16 protein-coding genes and 1 pseudogene are annotated in these 17,322 nt (G+C 42.9%); 13 read left to right on the forward strand and 4 right to left on the reverse strand.

Translation table 11 applies throughout. From position 1 onward, the window contains the following. Positions 1–81: 81 nt before the first annotated feature. Both KZ793_RS12350 and rsmD read right to left on the reverse strand, forming a co-directional pair. A complete protein-coding gene (locus tag KZ793_RS12350; protein WP_225815617.1) occupies positions 82–363 on the reverse strand; it encodes a DUF1145 family protein in 282 nt (93 codons plus the stop codon). 23 nt (positions 364–386) lie between these two features. Continuing rightward, positions 387–971, reverse strand: coding sequence for a 16S rRNA (guanine(966)-N(2))-methyltransferase (rsmD, locus tag KZ793_RS12355; protein WP_225815618.1), 585 nt, complete (start codon positions 969–971; stop codon positions 387–389). A gap of 158 nt (positions 972–1,129) precedes the next feature. On the opposite strand from rsmD, the gene ftsY reads away from it, so the two are divergent. The 5 genes from ftsY (at position 1,130) to KZ793_RS12380 (ending at position 6,647) form a co-directional block, all read left to right on the forward strand. Next, complete coding sequence (gene ftsY, locus KZ793_RS12360) at positions 1,130–2,656, forward strand: signal recognition particle-docking protein FtsY (protein ID WP_225815619.1); 1,527 nt, start codon at positions 1,130–1,132, stop codon at positions 2,654–2,656. Between the two features lie 5 nt (positions 2,657–2,661). Then, positions 2,662–3,327, forward strand: coding sequence for a cell division ATP-binding protein FtsE (gene ftsE / locus KZ793_RS12365; RefSeq protein ID WP_225815620.1), 666 nt, complete (start codon positions 2,662–2,664; stop codon positions 3,325–3,327). Further along, a complete protein-coding gene (ftsX, locus tag KZ793_RS12370; protein WP_225815621.1) occupies positions 3,320–4,294 on the forward strand; it encodes a permease-like cell division protein FtsX in 975 nt (324 codons plus the stop codon). Before ftsE ends, ftsX begins: the two co-directional genes overlap by 8 nt. 246 nt (positions 4,295–4,540) lie before the next feature. Continuing rightward, complete coding sequence (gene rpoH / locus KZ793_RS12375) at positions 4,541–5,398, forward strand: RNA polymerase sigma factor RpoH (RefSeq protein WP_225815622.1); 858 nt, start codon at positions 4,541–4,543, stop codon at positions 5,396–5,398. A gap of 109 nt (positions 5,399–5,507) precedes the next feature. Beyond that, the gene (locus tag KZ793_RS12380; protein ID WP_225815623.1) at positions 5,508–6,647 is read left to right on the forward strand and encodes a glycerate kinase; all 1,140 of its coding nucleotides are present in this window, start codon (positions 5,508–5,510) and stop codon (positions 6,645–6,647) included. On the opposite strand, the gene panM is transcribed toward KZ793_RS12380, so the two are convergent. Then, entirely contained in the window at positions 6,635–7,033 is a 399-nt protein-coding gene (panM, locus tag KZ793_RS12385) for an aspartate 1-decarboxylase autocleavage activator PanM (RefSeq protein ID WP_225815624.1), read from the reverse strand. The two genes, KZ793_RS12380 and panM, sit on opposite strands and share 13 nt — an antisense overlap. Positions 7,034–7,421: 388 nt before the next feature. Between panM and KZ793_RS12390 the strand changes: the two genes are divergently transcribed. From KZ793_RS12390 to KZ793_RS12420, 7 genes are all read left to right on the forward strand, one after another. After that, positions 7,422–8,534, forward strand: a complete 1,113-nt coding sequence (locus tag KZ793_RS12390) for a branched-chain amino acid ABC transporter substrate-binding protein (protein ID WP_225815625.1) — start codon at positions 7,422–7,424, stop codon at positions 8,532–8,534. 61 nt (positions 8,535–8,595) lie between these two features. Beyond that, the gene (gene livH, locus KZ793_RS12395) at positions 8,596–9,522 is read left to right on the forward strand and encodes a high-affinity branched-chain amino acid ABC transporter permease LivH (RefSeq protein WP_225815626.1); all 927 of its coding nucleotides are present in this window, start codon (positions 8,596–8,598) and stop codon (positions 9,520–9,522) included. Then, complete coding sequence (locus KZ793_RS12400; RefSeq protein ID WP_225815627.1) at positions 9,519–10,769, forward strand: high-affinity branched-chain amino acid ABC transporter permease LivM; 1,251 nt, start codon at positions 9,519–9,521, stop codon at positions 10,767–10,769. The genes livH and KZ793_RS12400 overlap by 4 nt, the downstream gene beginning before the upstream one ends. Before the next feature lie 23 nt (positions 10,770–10,792). Then, entirely contained in the window at positions 10,793–11,566 is a 774-nt protein-coding gene (gene livG, locus KZ793_RS12405) for a high-affinity branched-chain amino acid ABC transporter ATP-binding protein LivG (protein WP_225815628.1), read from the forward strand. A 2-nt stretch (positions 11,567–11,568) separates the two neighbouring features. Next, positions 11,569–12,270, forward strand: coding sequence for a high-affinity branched-chain amino acid ABC transporter ATP-binding protein LivF (livF, locus tag KZ793_RS12410; protein WP_225815629.1), 702 nt, complete (start codon positions 11,569–11,571; stop codon positions 12,268–12,270). Between the two features lie 962 nt (positions 12,271–13,232). Next, entirely contained in the window at positions 13,233–13,634 is a 402-nt protein-coding gene (locus KZ793_RS12415; RefSeq protein ID WP_225815630.1) for a hypothetical protein, read from the forward strand. 29 nt (positions 13,635–13,663) lie between these two features. After that, positions 13,664–14,923 (forward strand): insecticidal delta-endotoxin Cry8Ea1 family protein, encoded by a 1,260-nt coding sequence (locus KZ793_RS12420; RefSeq protein ID WP_225815631.1) that lies wholly within the window; start codon positions 13,664–13,666, stop codon positions 14,921–14,923. A 265-nt stretch (positions 14,924–15,188) separates the two neighbouring features. Here the strand turns inward: KZ793_RS12420 and KZ793_RS12425 are convergent, their stop codons facing one another. Then, positions 15,189–15,968 (reverse strand): AraC family transcriptional regulator, encoded by a 780-nt coding sequence (locus tag KZ793_RS12425; protein ID WP_225815632.1) that lies wholly within the window; start codon positions 15,966–15,968, stop codon positions 15,189–15,191. 103 nt (positions 15,969–16,071) lie between these two features. Here KZ793_RS12425 and KZ793_RS12430 point away from each other — a divergent pair. Next, positions 16,072–17,234 (forward strand): annotated as a pseudogene (locus tag KZ793_RS12430) (multidrug effflux MFS transporter). The last annotated feature ends 88 nt before the right edge of the window (positions 17,235–17,322 follow it).

Here is a 17,322-nt window from a genome sequence, read left to right on the forward strand (position 1 = left end):
ACCGGAAGGGGGAATGAAATGAATCATTCCTCACATATTCACATAATTGTATATACTTTCCAGGGGTTAGGGCCGTGTCCACTATTTAAGGCGATGGCTTTTCTCTTTCAGTTGCTTTTTCTGCGTTGACAGTAGCTCAAAGACACCAAAAAAGAAGATTTTGGTTTGCATTAAGCCAGAGAGTTTTTGGTCTTTTGGCTGACTGGCTTTCAGAAGCAGCATTTGAAATGCATGCATGACCACCATGAAAATCATGGCGACATCCATAAAATACTTCAAGGGTTTTGGAAATGGATGGATCAGGTTAAAGATCAGAAATCCCCAAACGCAGATCATTAACAGCTTGCCCAGTTGAATAAACATCAGAGTGTACTCCTAGATAATAATTATGTGGGTAAGTAGCGGATATAGAGCCGGTATGCCACTTGCCCGGCAACTTTTTCGCGATGAAGTTGCCAGTTAACGGGCACATCAGTCGCCGCTGATTCAGATTCAGCCTCAACATAAATCCAGCTTTCATCTGCCAGCCAATTCCGTTCTTCCAACAATTTTATTGTTTCGGCAAGCATTCCTTTACGAAAAGGAGGATCAAGGAAGACTATATCGTAGGGTTTTCCTGGTTGAGATAAATAGGTTAATGCACTGTCGTTAATGACCTCGGTATTTTGGGCACTGAGCAGATCCAAATTCGTGGAAAGCTGTTTGGCTATATTACGTTCATATTCAATCAGGGTAACCTGTGCTGCATAACGAGAAAGTGCTTCTAATCCAAGCGCTCCGCTTCCTGCATAGCAATCCAGGCAGTGTGCTTCCTGAATAACCGGAGCTAGCCAGTTAAATAGCGTTTCTCTGACGCGATCTGTCGTTGGGCGTAATCCGGGACTATTTGGTACAGGTAATTTCCGGCCTCGCCATTTTCCACCAATAATGCGGATTTGTCCCATAGATTGCCGTTGTGGTTTTTTTGCCATAATTTGCGTAACAGTTGTTAAGACTTACAGGCATTAATTTACCACGAAATTCGTGATTGATATGTGTTGAGCTATTACGAAAATGTTAGACTGCTTCTAATTTCGTTATTATTCCCCGTTATAACGCCATGATTTAACCTTGAGGAGTGTAGTAGCTAATGGCAAAAGAGAAAAAAAGAGGTTTTTTCTCCTGGTTTGGGCGTGGCCGTCAGGAAGAGCAGCAAAAAGAAGAACAATTGGCAGCAGAGCAGGCAGAACAGCAACGTCTTGCAGAGGAAGCCGCAAGGTTGGCGGCAGAGCAGGCAGAACAGGAACGCCTTGCAGAGCAAGCCTCGAGATTGGCGGCAGAGCAGGCGGAACAGCAACTTCTTGTTGAAGAGTCTGCAAGATTAGCCGCGGAGCAGGCAGAGCAGCAGCGACTTGTTGAAGAGTCTGCAAGATTAGCCGCGGAGCAGGCAGAGCAGCAGCGACTTGTTGAAGAGTCTGCAAGATTAGCCGCAGAGCAGGCAGAGCAACAGCGCCTTGCCGAAGAGTCTGCAAAATTAGCGGCGGAGCAAGCGGAACAACAACGCCTTGTTGAAGAAGCAGTCAGATTAGCCGCAGAACAGGCAGAGCAACAGCGCCTTGTTGAAGAGTCTGCGAGATTAGCCGCGGAGCAGGCAGAACAACAACGTCTTGCAGAAGAAGCCGCAAGATTAGCTGCACAACAGGTACAAACTGAACAGCCAAGGCCAGTTATATTAAAAGAGCAAGAGCGCCCGACTAAAGAGGGTTTTTTCTCTCGTTTGAAACGCAGTCTGGTTAAAACCCGTCAGAATCTGGGTTCCGGTTTTCTTAGCCTATTCAGTGGCAAAAAGATCGATGATGATCTGTTTGATGAATTGGAAGAGCAGTTATTGATTGCGGATGTTGGTGTCGAGACTACCCGCAAAATCATTGGCAGCTTGACGGAGCATGCTAGCCGTAAAGAGCTAAAAGATGCGGAAGCATTGTATGCCAAATTAAAAGAAGAGATGTCTGGCATTCTGGTTAAAGTCGATAAACCGCTGGATATCGAAGGAAAAACACCGTATGTCATTCTAATGGTTGGTGTTAATGGTGTTGGTAAAACGACAACAATTGGTAAGTTAGCACGTCAGTTTCAGGCGCAAGGTAAATCTGTCATGCTGGCGGCCGGGGATACTTTCCGTGCCGCTGCGGTTGAACAGTTACAAGTGTGGGGGGATCGCAACCATATTTCGGTGGTGGCGCAGCATACTGGTGCTGATCCCGCTTCCGTGATTTTCGATGCTATTCAATCAGCTAAAGCGAAAGGGGTAGATGTACTGATTGCAGATACCGCAGGTCGTTTGCAAAATAAATCTCACCTAATGGAAGAGTTGAAGAAAATTGTCCGGGTGATGAAAAAACTGGACGAAGATGCGCCACATGAAATTATGCTGACATTGGATGCCAGCACCGGCCAGAATGCGATAAGTCAGGCTAAATTGTTCCATGAAGCTGTTGGGCTGACAGGTATCTCACTGACAAAACTGGATGGGACTGCCAAAGGTGGGGTGATTTTTGCCATTGCTGATCAGTTTGAAATTCCTATCCGTTATATTGGTGTCGGTGAAGGAATTGAAGATCTGCGACCATTTAAGGCAGATGATTTTATAGAGGCACTTTTTGCCCGAGAGGATTAATTACCATGATTCGCTTTGAACAGGTCAGTAAAGCTTATCTGGGGGGACGGCAAGCCCTGCAAGGGGTGAATTTTCATTTGCGCCCTGCGGAAATGGCATTTCTAATTGGTCACTCAGGGGCAGGTAAAAGTACCTTGCTGAAACTCATCTGTGGCATTGAGCGACCTAGCGCTGGGCATATTTGGTTTGCCGGTCATGATATCAGTCGGTTAAAAAGCCGTGAGGTACCTTTTCTACGTCGTCAGATTGGTATGATTTTCCAAGATCATCATCTGCTGCTGGATCGGACGGTATACGATAATGTGGCAATGCCGCTGATTATTTCAGGTGCAAGTTTTGAGGATATCCGTCGTCGGACTTCCGCTGCTCTGGATAAGGTTGGTCTGCTGGACAAAGCGAGAAATTTCCCAATTCAGCTTTCAGGAGGAGAACAACAACGTGTTGGCATTGCTCGTGCGGTTGTGAATAAGCCAACTGTTTTGTTGGCGGATGAACCGACCGGTAATCTTGATGGTGAATTGTCAGAGGGCATTTTACGGCTGTTTGAAGAGTTTAACCGGGTAGGGGTGACAGTGCTGATGGCGACCCATGATATGGCACTGATTGAAAGACGGAAATATCGTATTTTGACTCTGGGCCAGGGCCGTATGGTGGGAGAGCATCATGGTTAAAAATGTGCGTAAGGCAGTGGGGAAAGTAACAAGATCGAAAAGTAAAGTTTTACAAGGAGGATGGCGTGAACAGTGGCGCTATGCCTGGATGAATGCGCTGACAGATATGTTGCGTCAGCCACTGGCAACTCTGTTGACGATTATGGTTATTGCGATATCTCTGACATTACCAAGCGTTTGTTACATTGTGTGGAAGAATGTCAGCCAGGCTGCGGAAAAATGGTATCCCACCCCTCAATTGACGGTGTATCTCGATAAATCACTGGATGATAACAGCGCTCAAAAATTAATAAGCGAACTGAAAGCACTTGATGGGGTGGATAATGTTAACTATCTCTCGCGTCAGGAAGCGATGACAGAGTTCCGCACTTGGTCTGGTTTTGGCGGTGCGCTGGATATGTTGGAAGAGAATCCACTACCCGCAGTCGCTATCATTACGCCGAAAATTGATTTTCAGAGCTCACAGACTTTGACTACATTGCGTGACAGGGTTTCTCAGGTCAAAGGTATTGAAGAAGTTCGGATGGATGATAGCTGGTTTGCCCGTTTGGCGGCGCTGACGGGGCTTGTCGGTCAGATTGCGGCAGTGATTGGTATTCTAATGGTCATGGCGTTGTTTCTGGTCATCGGTAATAGCGTGCGCCTCAGTATTTTCAGCCATCGTGATACGATTAACGTGATGAAGCTGATTGGCGCGACTGATGGTTTTATTTTACGTCCATTCCTCAATGGCGGCGCTTTGTTAGGGGGGCTTGGTGCGATGTTATCATTGATACTCTCGGCCCTGTTGGTATGGAAGCTCTCTGATGTTGTCACACAGGTTGCCAGTGTGTTTGGTACCACGTTTAATTTACATGGGCTTTCATGGGATGAATCCCTGCTGCTAGTTTTAATTTCCGCGATGATTGGTTGGGTAGCTGCTTGGTTGGCGACAACCCAGCATTTGCGCCACTTTACGCCAGAATAATTGACTTAATGTTTGTTATGGCTGGTACAAATAAAGTTACTTGCATAAATATAAAACAATCTGCTATTTTTTGTTCCGTGATTCCACGGTGGATGTTATCTGTCCTGAAATTATTACAACCCCACGCATCTGTAACTTGAATATGCACATTCTGGTGATAGACTGTACCGCTGTATGTTGAGCATTGGTTTATAAATACTGATGTAATCTGTACTAACGATTTGAGCCTTATTTGAGAGGATTTGAATGGCCAAAGAAATGCAAACCTTAGCGTTAGTTCCTCAAGGAAGTCTAGAGGGCTATATTCGTGCCTCTAATACCTACCCAATGCTGACAGCAGAGGAAGAGAAGGAACTGGCTGAAAGGCTGCATTACCAGGGAGATCTGGATGCAGCTAAGAAGCTGATTCTGTCTCATCTGCGCTTCGTTGTTCATGTCGCTCGCAGTTATGCTGGTTATGGCCTGCCCCAGGCGGATTTAATTCAGGAAGGGAACATTGGCTTGATGAAAGCAGTACGTCGTTTCAACCCAGAAGTGGGGGTGCGTCTGGTTTCTTTTGCTGTTCACTGGATTAAAGCTGAAATCCACGAATATGTACTGCGTAATTGGCGTATTGTTAAAGTCGCGACAACTAAAGCACAGCGCAAGCTGTTTTTTAATCTGCGTAAAACTAAACAGCGTTTAGGTTGGTTTAATCAGGACGAAGTGGAAATGGTCGCCAAAGAACTTGGTGTGACCAGTAAAGATGTGCGTGAGATGGAATCTCGTATGTCAGCACAGGATATGGCGTTTGATATGTCTGCTGATGATGAGAGTCAGGAAGGCTTGCCGGTTGCCCCAGTTCTGTATCTTCAGGATAAAGCTTCTGATTTTGCAGATGGCATTGAAGAGGATAACTGGGAAAACCATGCCGCTGATAAATTGTCGGTAGCGATAGAAGGCTTAGATGAGCGCAGTCAGGATATTATCCGTTGCCGCTGGTTGGATGATGATAACAAATCTACCCTGCAAGAGTTGGCTGATAAATATGGTGTTTCTGCGGAGCGTGTACGTCAGCTTGAAAAGAATGCCATGAAAAAACTGCGTGTAGCAATTGAAGCATAAATAAAGTGATTTTGCGTTAATGTATTCATAATGAATAAGTTAAAAGGGCGATAATGATTTATCGCCTTTTTTATTCCTTCTTTCAGAGTCTTACAACCAAGCTAATCCGATGAAAATTGTTATTGCACCTGATTCATTTAAAGAGAGCCTTGGTGCCTTGCAGGTTGCTGAAGCGATAGAACAGGGATTTCGTGAAATCTATCCACAAGCTGAATACATTAAACTGCCGATGGCTGATGGTGGTGAAGGTACGGTTGAATCAATGGTAGCAGCCACCGATGGGCAAGTTATCCATTTGCCTGTTACCGGTCCGTTAAATCAGCCGGTGGATAGTTTTTTTGGCGTGCTGGGTGATGGAAAAACCGCTGTTATTGAAATGGCGGCGGCTTCTGGTTTACATCTGGTTCCGATGGAAAAGCGTAATCCGCTGATAACCACGACGTATGGCACCGGAGAGCTGATACTGTCTGCTTTAGATAAAGGTGTCAGTAAGATAATCCTCGGTATCGGTGGTAGTGCGACTAATGATGGTGGTGCCGGTATGATGCAGGCGTTGGGGGCTTGTTTGCTTGATTTTGATGGAAAAGAGTTGGCGGCTGGCGGGGCTGCGCTAAATCGGCTTGCTAAAATCGATCTTTCTGGTTTGGATGCTCGTTTGGATCGGACTGAAATTATCGTCGCCTGTGATGTGTCTAACCCGTTATGTGGTGAGTTTGGTGCATCTGCTGTTTTCGGACCACAAAAAGGGGCGACCCCAGAGATGGTGAAAGAATTGGATGCTGCTTTGCGTCATTACGGTGAAAAAATTGAATTCCTGACAAAAATGAAGGTCATTGATGTACCGGGTACAGGAGCCGCCGGTGGTATGGGAGCGCCTTTACTGGGTTGGCTTAAAGCGAAATTACAACCGGGAATTGATATTGTTATCTCCACGCTGGAACTGGAGAAAGTAGTACAAGGTGCTGATTTAGTTATTACTGGGGAAGGCCGGATAGATAGCCAGACTATTTACGGTAAAACACCCATCGGCGTTGCCCGTATTGCCAAAAAGTATGCTATTCCAACCATTGCATTGGTTGGCGGTATGAGTCAGGACTATAATGTCGTTCATGAGCATGGATTGGATGCTGTTTTCTCAATTATGCCCGGCGTTTGTTCTCTTTCGGATGCTCTTGCTTGCGGACGTGAGAATTTGCGGGTGACAGCCCGCAATGTGGCTGCCGTCTGGAAGATGAGTCAGCCCAAATAATAGCTTGAAGTGGTGTCATAATGAAAACCACAGGCGTTTATAAAACCTTTTAACGCTGGTTCGTTGGCATCAGGGAAACCCTTGAGACTTAGCTTCCACTGTTTAACAGCAGGATGCCGGGCCTTGATTTCATTGACCAGATATAAACCCACACCCCGGCGACGTGTTATTTCACGAACACATAAATCTTCAAGCAGGCCGGATTGATTGCTGAGAGTGATTTTTACTGCGGCCAACAATCTGTCATTGAAACGGGCGGCGAACAGTTTATTGCCGTTTTTTAGATGGATTTGCCATTGTTCTGGCGTTTGTTGAGGCCAGATTTTCCCCAAATCAATCATATCTTGTGCTGATAAAACAATCAGTTGTTCGATAGTTAACTTCATGGTTTTTCCATATCCATTGTAGATGCATAAATAGTCGGAATGTTGTGTGACTATTTTTATACGTTACTGGAAAAAATGTTTTTAATGTGATCGATCTTTCGAGTTAAAGATTGCTTTACTAATATTTAACCAGAATATCACACTATAATTAGTCTAAATTACAACCTGCTTTGGCGGTGTTTTATTCTGTATTTAATGCTTTTTGCTACCTTGTCAATTTGATTTTAAGCATGAAATGCTATTTTAATAACATGAAAAATAAAATCTTATTAATAAAAATCACTTTATCTAATCATTAATCACAAACGGTCATGATTTCCAGCCAGATAATGAAAGATCTTAAAGGCAAATACAATCAGCAGACCAATAACAATACGGGGATAAATAAATGAAAATCGTAACAGGTAAGGCATTATTAACCGGTTGTATTGCTATGGTGATGAGTTATTCACTGTGGGCAAAAGAGATTAAAATAGCGATTGTGGGGGCGATGTCCGGCCCGGTTGCTCAGTATGGAGATATGGAATTTACTGGCGCACGTCAGGCGATTGCGGATATTAATGCTAAAGGTGGCATCAATGGCGATAAGCTAGTGGGCGTTGAATATGATGATGCCTGTGATCCAAAACAGGCTGTTGCAGTTGCTAACAAAGTGATTAATGACAACATTCGTTATGTTATTGGTCATCTTTGCTCTTCATCGACTCAACCTGCATCTGATATCTATGAAGATGAAGGTGTCATTATGATTACACCCGCGGCAACTAATGCTGATCTGACAACTCGTGGCTACCAAATGATTCTGCGTACCACTGGGCTGGATTCTGATCAGGGCCCAACGGCAGCGAAATATATTGTTGAAAAGATCAAACCTCAACGGCTAGCAATTGTTCACGATAAACAGCAATACGGTGAAGGATTGGCTCGTTCTGTTCTCAATACACTGAAAAAGGTGGGAATCAATACGGTATTGTTTGAAGGTGTTACTGCCGGTGATAAAGATTTCTCAGTGCTGGTTGCCCGCCTGAAAAAAGAAAATGTGGATTTTGTCTATTTCGGCGGTTACTACCCTGAAATGGGACAAATTCTGCGCCAGGCTAAACAAGCGGGTTTGAATATCCGTTTTATGGGACCGGAAGGTGTCGGTAACTCTTCGCTATCTAATATTGCCGGTGTAGCTTCTGAAGGAATGTTCGTAACACTGCCTAAACGATACGATCAAGTTCCGGCAAACAAAGCTATCGTTGATGCAATCAAAGCTAAGAAAGAGGAGCCAACGGGCCCATTCGTCTGGACAACTTATGCCGCCCTGCAATCTCTGACAACGGCAATGAGCCGTACCGGCAGTATGGAACCTGCTGATTTGGTGAAAGACCTGAAAGCGAATCCAGTGGATACCGTGATGGGAACACTGAGTTGGAATCAGGCTGGCGACCTGAAAGGGTTCGAGTTTGGCATTTTTGAATGGCATGCAGACGGTTCTTCTACTTCTGTGAAGTAAAGCCATCCGAATGGCCGTCAGCCCCTGCTTGACAGGAGCTGCTATTCCAGAGGTACAAGGTATGTCAGAGCAATTTCTCTATTTTTTACAGCAGATGTTAAACGGGGTTACCCTGGGTAGCACTTATGCATTGATTGCCATTGGCTATACGATGGTTTACGGCATTATCGGGATGATTAACTTTGCTCATGGTGAAGTTTATATGATTGGCAGCTATGTCTCCTTTATTGTGATTGCTGCTCTGATGATGATGGGAATTGATCTGGGCTGGTTGCTGATTACTGCTGCTTTTTTAACATCAATTGTGATTGCCAGCGCTTATGGCTGGAGTATTGAACGGGTGGCTTACAAACCCGTTCGTCATTCCAAACGTCTGATTGCGTTGATTTCCGCAATTGGGATGTCCATTTTCCTGCAAAATTATGTCAGCTTGTCACAAGGTTCCCGCGATCTGGCATTGCCAAGTCTGATTACCGGGCAGTGGCTATTGGGTGAAAGCGATGGGTTTTCTGCCAGTATTACCGCAATGCAACTGACTATCTGGATAGTGACATTTCTTGCCATGCTGGTACTGACGATGTTTATCCGCCATTCCCGTATGGGGCGTGCCTGCCGTGCCTGCTCGGAAGATCTAAAAATGGCCGGTTTGCTGGGGATCAATACTGACAAAGTTATTTCTTTGACCTTTGTTATCGGTGCAGTAATGGCCGCAGTAGCCGGTGTTTTGTTAGGGCAGTTTTACGGCGTGATAAATCCGTATATCGGTTTTATGGCAGGAATGAAAGCTTTCACCGCAGCAGTCTTGGGAGGGATTGGCAGTATTCCGGGTGCGATGATTGGTGGCTTGGTCTTGGGAATTTCTGAAGCCCTGACTTCTGCTTATTTGAGCACCGAATATAAAGATGCCGTTTCCTTTGCTCTGCTCATTGTTGTGCTGTTGTTTATGCCGACTGGGATTTTAGGCCGTCCAGAGGTAGAAAAGGTATGAAACATGCCAATTGGGTGAATGCTGTTATTGCCTCAGCCGTTTTATTTGTATTGTCTGCCTTTATGATGGGGATGCAGTTGTCGTTGGACGGTACGAAGTTGGTTGTTCACCGCGCCGATGAAGTGAGATGGTTATGGATTGGTATTGGCTGTACGGTTGTTTTTCTGTTCCAGTTATTGCGCCCGGTTATTCAACAGACGATGAAAAAAATACCCGTTAAAAGCGGGTCGCTGCCAGATTTCGATGGCTCAACTAAAGGGCAAAAACGACTGATAATATTGCTCATTATTGCTTCGATTATCTGGCCGTTCATAGCCTCCCGTGGTAGTGTTGATATTGCTACGCTGACGTTGATTTATGTCATGCTAGGATTGGGTTTGAATGTGGTGGTTGGCCTGTCGGGGTTGTTGGTGCTTGGGTATGCAGGCTTTTATGCTATCGGCGCTTATACCTATGCTTTACTAACTCACTATTACGGGTTAGGGTTTTGGCAGAGCTTGCCACTGGCGGGGTTAACAGCAGCTTTATCTGGGCTTTTACTGGGCTTTCCTGTATTACGATTGCGAGGTGATTATCTGGCAATTGTTACGCTTGGTTTCGGTGAAATTGTTCGCATTCTACTGTTGAATAATACTGAAATAACAGGTGGTCCGAATGGTATCAGCCAGATCCCAAAACCGACTCTCTTCGGGCTGGAATTTAACCGCAGTGTGAAAGAGGGAGGTTGGGATACTTTCCACAACTTCTTTGGTTTGAAATACGATCCAAGTGATCGGGTCATCTTCCTCTATCTGGTGGTGTTGTTGTTGGTAATACTGACAGTATTTATTATTAATCGATTGCTACGTATGCCGTTAGGTCGCGCCTGGGAAGCATTGCGTGAAGATGAAATTGCTTGTCGCTCTCTTGGTTTGAGTCCAACCCGCATTAAACTGGCCGCGTTTACTATCAGTGCGGCATTTGCTGGTTTTGCTGGCACTTTATTCGCTGCTCGGCAGGGATTTGTCAGCCCGGAGTCCTTCACTTTTGCTGAATCTGCTTTTGTGCTGGCTATTGTGGTACTCGGAGGGATGGGCTCACAGATTGCGGTGATTCTAGCGGCCATTTTGTTGGTGGTTTCCCGTGAGATGATGCGTGATCTAAATGCTTACAGTATGTTGCTGCTAGGGGCAATGATGGTGTTGATGATGGTTTGGCGCCCTCAAGGGTTGCTACCGACAAAACGTCGTCATGTTAAATTGAAATGACAGGTACAGGGAGGAAAGCAAGCATGAGTGCAACACCATTATTGCAGGTTTCCGATCTGACCATGCGCTTCGGTGGCTTGCTAGCGGTCAATAACGTTGCCCTGAGGTTAAATCAGGGTGAAATTGTTTCTCTTATTGGGCCTAATGGTGCAGGGAAAACTACGATCTTTAATTGTCTGACAGGATTTTACTGTCCGACTAGCGGTACTATAAAGCTACGGGAAAAACATCTGGAAGGGTTATCTGGGCAGGCTATTGCTCGTATGGGCGTTATCAGAACATTCCAGCATGTGCGGTTGTTCCGGGAAATGACGGTGATTGAAAATCTATTAGTGGCGCAGCATCAGCATCTGAAAAGTGGCCTTTGGGCTGGTCTTTTTAAAACGCCGGCATTCCGCCGTGCGGAATCTAAGGCCGTAGATTGGGCCATAACTTGGTTGGAACGGGTTGGTTTGTTACCACTGGCAAACAGGCAGGCAGGTAATTTGGCATATGGTCAGCAACGGCGTTTGGAGATTGCCCGCTGCATGGTAGTACGTCCGGAAATTTTGATGCTAGATGAACCCGCTGCGGGTCTGAACCCGAAAGAGACAGGAGAGCTTAATATCCTAATTGCTGAACTGAGGGAACATCATCAAGTTTCTGTGTTGCTGATTGAGCATGATATGAAATTGGTGATGGGAATTTCAGATCGTATCTATGTTGTTAATCAGGGAATGTCTTTGGCGCAAGGACGGCCAGAAGAGATTCGTAACAATCCGGATGTTATCCGGGCATATCTGGGCGAGGTGTATTAATTATGTTGGAATTTAAGCGGGTATCTGCCCATTATGGGGAAGTTCAGGTATTGCATCAGGTCAGCCTGAATATTCAGCAGGGAGAAATCGTCACTCTGATTGGTGCAAATGGCGCCGGAAAAACAACATTGCTCAGTACCTTATGTAGTGAACCCAGAGCGACAGAAGGTTCCATTATTTTTCGTGGTAAGGATATCACCCAATGGCCGACAGCTCGTATTATGCGTGAGGCCATTGCGATTGTTCCTGAAGGTCGCAGAGTGTTTGCTCGTATGACAGTGGAAGATAATTTGGCAATGGGCGGCTTTTTTGCTGATAAGACTCAGTATCAGCAGCGCATTGAGCGGGTTTATGATTTATTTCCTCGCCTACAGGAAAGGCGTAACCAGCGGGCTGGAACGATGTCCGGTGGTGAACAGCAAATGTTGGCAATTGGCCGTGCTTTAATGAGTCAGCCACAGTTATTGTTGCTGGATGAGCCTTCATTAGGGTTGGCACCGATAGTTATCATTCAGATTTTCGACACTATTCAACAGTTAAGAGAAGAGGGGATGACAATCTTTCTGGTTGAGCAGAATGCAAATCAGGCATTGAAATTGGCTGACCGAGGATATGTATTGGAAAACGGTAAGATCGTACTAGAAGACAGTGGGGCTGCATTATTGGTTAATGAAGCTGTGAGAAATGCGTATTTGGGAGGATAGAGACGTATTCTTTTTCGCAGAAAGGGAATTCTGATGGTTGATTATCCTCGTAGTACTGGGAAGGTTGTTTTTCCCAAGGTGAGGACGCCATTAATGATGCTTTAAGTTTGGTATTATCTGGGGTCGGGGCAACGGGGGGTGGTTTCAAATGTTTTGAAATCTGCCCTCATTTTTTTCTGTGTTTTTTCGTCATATTTTAATTTAAGCGATATAGTTTATTGGTGGCGTAATGAAAGGCCAATGAGTTGTATTCAGCATATTTGAGTAGTTAAAATCTCCCGTCAAAATTGTTTTGTTATTATTAAGTTAATTTTATTTCATCAGAAAGGGAGCGCTTTTAAGAATATTCATCTGTTATCTTATAAGAGATATAATCAATTGGTAATGAAAGTATTATTTATTAGGATGTAATGAAAATATATGGTCAGGATAATAGACTGTTTTATTAATTGTCATTTTAACATTGTGAGTGAATTTGTGAATTATTATAGTCACTATATAAAGGCAAAGTTGAAAAATAAAAACTAGAATTATATAATGCTATGGAAACCAATATTAATATTATTAATTCCAGGTGAATAACGTAATTACAATAATTTCCATTTTAATGTTTTTGTATATATTGTTTATATCTCATATAATTTCAATAATTCTTAAATAATAGTGATTTCATTGAATCAGGAAGTTGATACAAACTATATCTCTGCTATAGTTTTATATTGTTGTGATTTGTTTTAGATATGTCTCATTAATAACTAACTTATAATATGGATGTCTTAATATTCTGGTGATTTATTGTGGTATGTAAAGTCCATGTAATATATTGGGGAATTAAGTTTCAAAGGTAATAGTGGTTCTATGATAGTTAAAGAGTATCTTTAATTAAGTGTAATACTGTTTTTTGAAAATATTTATATGTAAGTTGAGTATGTTTTATTTAAATCTTGATGAGGAAAATAAATATGTCTAGAATAACCATTGTTGTTGATTCAGATACACAGAAAGCAGAAGTTTATTCTGATTCTCCTGTTCCAGTACATAGAGATTTAAATGTAGTTGGTCCTTTGAGTGATGTGACTATATCACCTCATGCTAGTGTGGAAGTATTTAGAGTAGACACCCCAATAATTCCAGAGTCCAGAAGCTCTCTGAGAGTTGTAAATACAGGGCTAGCAAATAGTGTTACGGCTAAATTTTACTGGTCTCATAGTTTTACCTCTGAATGGTTTGAGGCTGGTTCTATAGATGTAGGATTAGGAGAAGATAAGGTATTAAACGTGCCTAGCAGCTCTTTTTATTATAGTAAATTTGTTATCTATAATAATACGGATAGAGTTGCTTATGTTACGGCAAATTTGGTTTAAACATCTTATTTTAATTTAAGGATTTCATTATGCATACAGAAAATGTTTTAGACCTCAGAACCATTGTGGCTAATGAATATGCGGTAAAAACGAGTGCATTAGAGTGGGATGTTACTGATATTGTAAAAAATTCAATCATAGGGGGATTATCTTTTATACCTTCGGTTGGTCCTGCTATATCTTTTTTAGTTGGTTTATTCTGGCCTCAATCGAAAGAAAATATATGGGAAGGGATTGTCAAACAAATTGAAAGGATGATAGAGGAGTCTGCATTAAAGACAATTAAAGGTATCCTTGCGGGTGATATTGCATATATACAAGAGCGAATGGCAACTGTTGCTGATCTTCTTGATAAGCATCCAGGATCTGAAGAAGCGAGGAGTGCTTTTAATAACTTGGCAGAAAGTATAGATGGTTACCACAAAAAATTTAATAATTTTTCGAATGATGTTAACTATCAGATATTACCCATGTTTTCTACTACGGTTATGATGCAGATAACATATTGGGTTGCTGGTTTAGAGAGAAGAAATGAAATTGGGCTTAGTGATATTGATATTGAAAAAGTCCGAGGTTTAATCAAAAAGACGGTAGAACAAGCTAACAGTTATATTAATAATCTCTATGATAGAGAGCTTAATGACGCTCTTAATAACTCGACGGCTGACACTGTCGCAAATAATGTTATGTCTGTTCATGGTCACTGTCGTTTACATGGAATTGAATATATCAGTATTTGGGATAGATTAAGTGAATCTGAGTCTGTAAATAATAGAATCTATGTTGATGTTTTAAGTTATTCTACTTTCTTTGACCGTCAAACAGCAAAAGCCAGAATTCAGGCATTGACTCCAGAGCAAGATATGGCTCCACCTCTCAAACCAGCTCTTAATGGAGGGAAGAGAAGAAAGATAGAGTCTTTGATGGGGCATATTGTGCGTATTGGAGGGGCTCCGAGAGTAGGAGGGCTGACAGTTGTATTTGATGATGGTAGTAGCCATCGATTAGGTACAATATCTGTTGAGACGGCATCTATTTCTCTGAATGGTAGTCGAATTACCAGTTTGGAAGTATGGGGCAATGGTGCTGTTGATAGAGCCGTATTTACTTTGAGTGATGGTCGGTTTTTGTTATTTGGCGATCCTGGAACATCTCGATATAGGAAATTTTATGTTGGTGATAGTCACTATATTTCAGGGATATATTTGTCCAGTGATTACAACCCATTAGCAGGTCAGGCAGCAAATATTGCTGTATCTTATCAGCTTATAAATGATGATGAAAAATAGTAGCTTTTAATAAGTATATTTTATGTATGTAGAATGTTATTAGCTTTTATACCCGTCATCTTTCAAGTTGCCTCTTTGTTGGCTGCACTCACTCACCCCGGTCACATAGTTTGCTATGCTCCCGGGGATTCGCTCCCTTGCCGTCGCGATGCATCTTGAAATCCATAGGGTATATTTGATTATCTTCTTTATTTGATGCACTTGCCGACGTCTATGTTCGTATGGTGAATAGTTCTTTTGATGTCGGCAATTTTTGTATATTATCTCAATAATTACGCTCCTTATAAGCAGACATATATTCTCTTGGTGATCGACCGGTCATTTTCTTGAAAAATATTGCAAAGGCGCTATCACTGGCAAACTCTAATTCATTAGCGACAGATGACAAATTACCCTGTTTTGCCAGTAATTCTATAGATTTGATCAGACGCCATTGTTGTCGCCATTGCTGATAATTGAGTCCTGTTTCTCGGCGAAATATCCGACTAATAGTTTTCTCACTGGCTCCGATATTCATTGCTAGTATTTTGAGCGGTGGTGGCAGTGTGGTCATGGGGATACAGGCTAAACGACGGTCGAAAGGGAACGGTAATAATGTCGGCTCTCTTTTTGCCAGGCGGATTTCATCAAGACAAACGGCCAATAAGTTAGCAGCAGATCCATGTAACCAGTCCGTGTTAAAAGGTGATAGCGCGATTCGCTCTAATACTTCACGTAATAGAGGTGTAACTTCCAATACTTCAATCTGTTCTGCTAAACATCCGGTCCGATTTATATTTAGATAAATCGAGCGATATCCGACGGATTCTTTTATCTCTGCTCTATGAATAATACGCGGTGGAATCCAGGCAACTCGAGTTGGTGGAAGTATGCATAAGTGATCTGCCAGGGTGATATTGATGCACCCTTGCTGGGTAAATAATAATTGCCCCATTTCATGTTGATGAAATCCTGAGTCATGTTGACCTAGTTCAGCCGCAATCCCCACTACTGGTACTCCAAGGCTATCAGGATCAAAGCTATCATCACGGGAAAGCCATGCCATATTTTTGTCCTATTTAATAAATAAATTGTCTTTATTATTGTAATACGACAATTGAGAGCATGCTAATTTACGTTTTATTGTCTAACTGATTCATAAAAATACAATGCAACGTAAACTTGGACTTACTCTGGCAACAGCGCTGATGATGTTTCCACAAATTGTAGAAACTATCTATAGCCCGGCATTAACCAATATTGCAAAGGAATTTAAGGTGAGCGCTGGACAGGCCGCTCAAACTTTATCTTTATATTTTTTCGCTTTTGCTATTGGTGTGGTCGTTGGGGGCGTCTGTGTGATCTCATAGGCAGACGGCCAACGATATTGAGTGGATTGTTACTTTATAGCGGTGCTTCGTTGATGGCATTACTAAACAGTCAATTTGAGTTATTACTGATTGCCAGAATGTTATCTGCATTTGGGGCCGCGGTGGGCTCGGTAGGAACGCAAACAATGCTGAGAGACTCTTACCAGGGAAGTGAATTAGCTCGGGTGTTTTCTATTATGGGAGTAGCCTTGGCGGTAAGCCCGGCTGTTGGCATGATAAGTGGTTCTATTTTGGTGTACTTCTGGGGGTATAAAGGTGTCTTTTCCGGCTTGTCTTTACTTGCGGTATTATTATCAGGTTGGTCTGCTGTTGGGCTGCCTGAAACCCGCCCAGTGTCAATGGTAACAATACCGCTAATAGGTACTTCAATTATAATGCTTAAGGATGTAGCAATTTGGTGCAATGCGCTGTTGATAGCCCTCTTTAACCTATGTTTGTTCAGTTATTATCAATTAGCTCCATTTAATTTCGAGCGGTTAGGATTCTCTCCTGAGATGTTTGGTTACACGGGATTATTTTTGGCATTGGGAGTAGGCATTGGTGCTTGGTTGAATAAACTCTTGCTGAATAAACAGTGGAATTCATCAAACTTAGTGTTACTGGCTTCTGTTATTGTCCTGATTGGAGGTGGGTTGATAATGGTTCTGGAAGATACTTGGTTGTTTATTCTGCCTATGATGTTGATTGTTGTGGCCTACGGAATTGCAATTCCTAACATCCTGGCTTCTGCATTGAGCAATTATACGGATAGATTGGGAACGGCAGGAGCATTATTGGGCTTGCTATATTATGTGATGTTAGGTGGAGGTTTGGCGCTAGCAGGTTGGAACCAACATCTTGGTGTTGTCTTGATATGTTGTGGTTGTTTTATCCTATTGTTGGCTGTAACCCATTATTCCATATTCATGAGAGCTGAAAATAACCTATCAGTTATGGAATAACCTGACATTGGCAAATTTAGAATTATGGTAAATCAGTCAATCAGGTAGGGTAAAAGAGAGATTGAATGCAGATGATGTAGGTTTTGGG

Source organism: Photorhabdus antumapuensis (assembly GCF_020387775.1).
Taxonomy (GTDB): Bacteria; Pseudomonadota; Gammaproteobacteria; order Enterobacterales; family Enterobacteriaceae; genus Photorhabdus; species Photorhabdus antumapuensis.

Coding starts and splice junctions, on each gene's coding strand:
- KZ793_RS12350 (WP_225815617.1), bottom strand. CDS start 363: ATGTTTATTCAACTGGGCAAGCTGTTAATGATCTGCGTTTGGGGATTT.
- rsmD (WP_225815618.1), bottom strand. CDS start 971: ATGGCAAAAAAACCACAACGGCAATCTATGGGACAAATCCGCATTATT.
- ftsY (WP_225815619.1), top strand. CDS start 1,130: ATGGCAAAAGAGAAAAAAAGAGGTTTTTTCTCCTGGTTTGGGCGTGGC.
- ftsE (WP_225815620.1), top strand. CDS start 2,662: ATGATTCGCTTTGAACAGGTCAGTAAAGCTTATCTGGGGGGACGGCAA.
- ftsX (WP_225815621.1), top strand. CDS start 3,320: ATGGTTAAAAATGTGCGTAAGGCAGTGGGGAAAGTAACAAGATCGAAA.
- rpoH (WP_225815622.1), top strand. CDS start 4,541: ATGGCCAAAGAAATGCAAACCTTAGCGTTAGTTCCTCAAGGAAGTCTA.
- KZ793_RS12380 (WP_225815623.1), top strand. CDS start 5,508: ATGAAAATTGTTATTGCACCTGATTCATTTAAAGAGAGCCTTGGTGCC.
- panM (WP_225815624.1), bottom strand. CDS start 7,033: ATGAAGTTAACTATCGAACAACTGATTGTTTTATCAGCACAAGATATG.
- KZ793_RS12390 (WP_225815625.1), top strand. CDS start 7,422: ATGAAAATCGTAACAGGTAAGGCATTATTAACCGGTTGTATTGCTATG.
- livH (WP_225815626.1), top strand. CDS start 8,596: ATGTCAGAGCAATTTCTCTATTTTTTACAGCAGATGTTAAACGGGGTT.
- KZ793_RS12400 (WP_225815627.1), top strand. CDS start 9,519: ATGAAACATGCCAATTGGGTGAATGCTGTTATTGCCTCAGCCGTTTTA.
- livG (WP_225815628.1), top strand. CDS start 10,793: ATGAGTGCAACACCATTATTGCAGGTTTCCGATCTGACCATGCGCTTC.
- livF (WP_225815629.1), top strand. CDS start 11,569: ATGTTGGAATTTAAGCGGGTATCTGCCCATTATGGGGAAGTTCAGGTA.
- KZ793_RS12415 (WP_225815630.1), top strand. CDS start 13,233: ATGTCTAGAATAACCATTGTTGTTGATTCAGATACACAGAAAGCAGAA.
- KZ793_RS12420 (WP_225815631.1), top strand. CDS start 13,664: ATGCATACAGAAAATGTTTTAGACCTCAGAACCATTGTGGCTAATGAA.
- KZ793_RS12425 (WP_225815632.1), bottom strand. CDS start 15,968: ATGGCATGGCTTTCCCGTGATGATAGCTTTGATCCTGATAGCCTTGGA.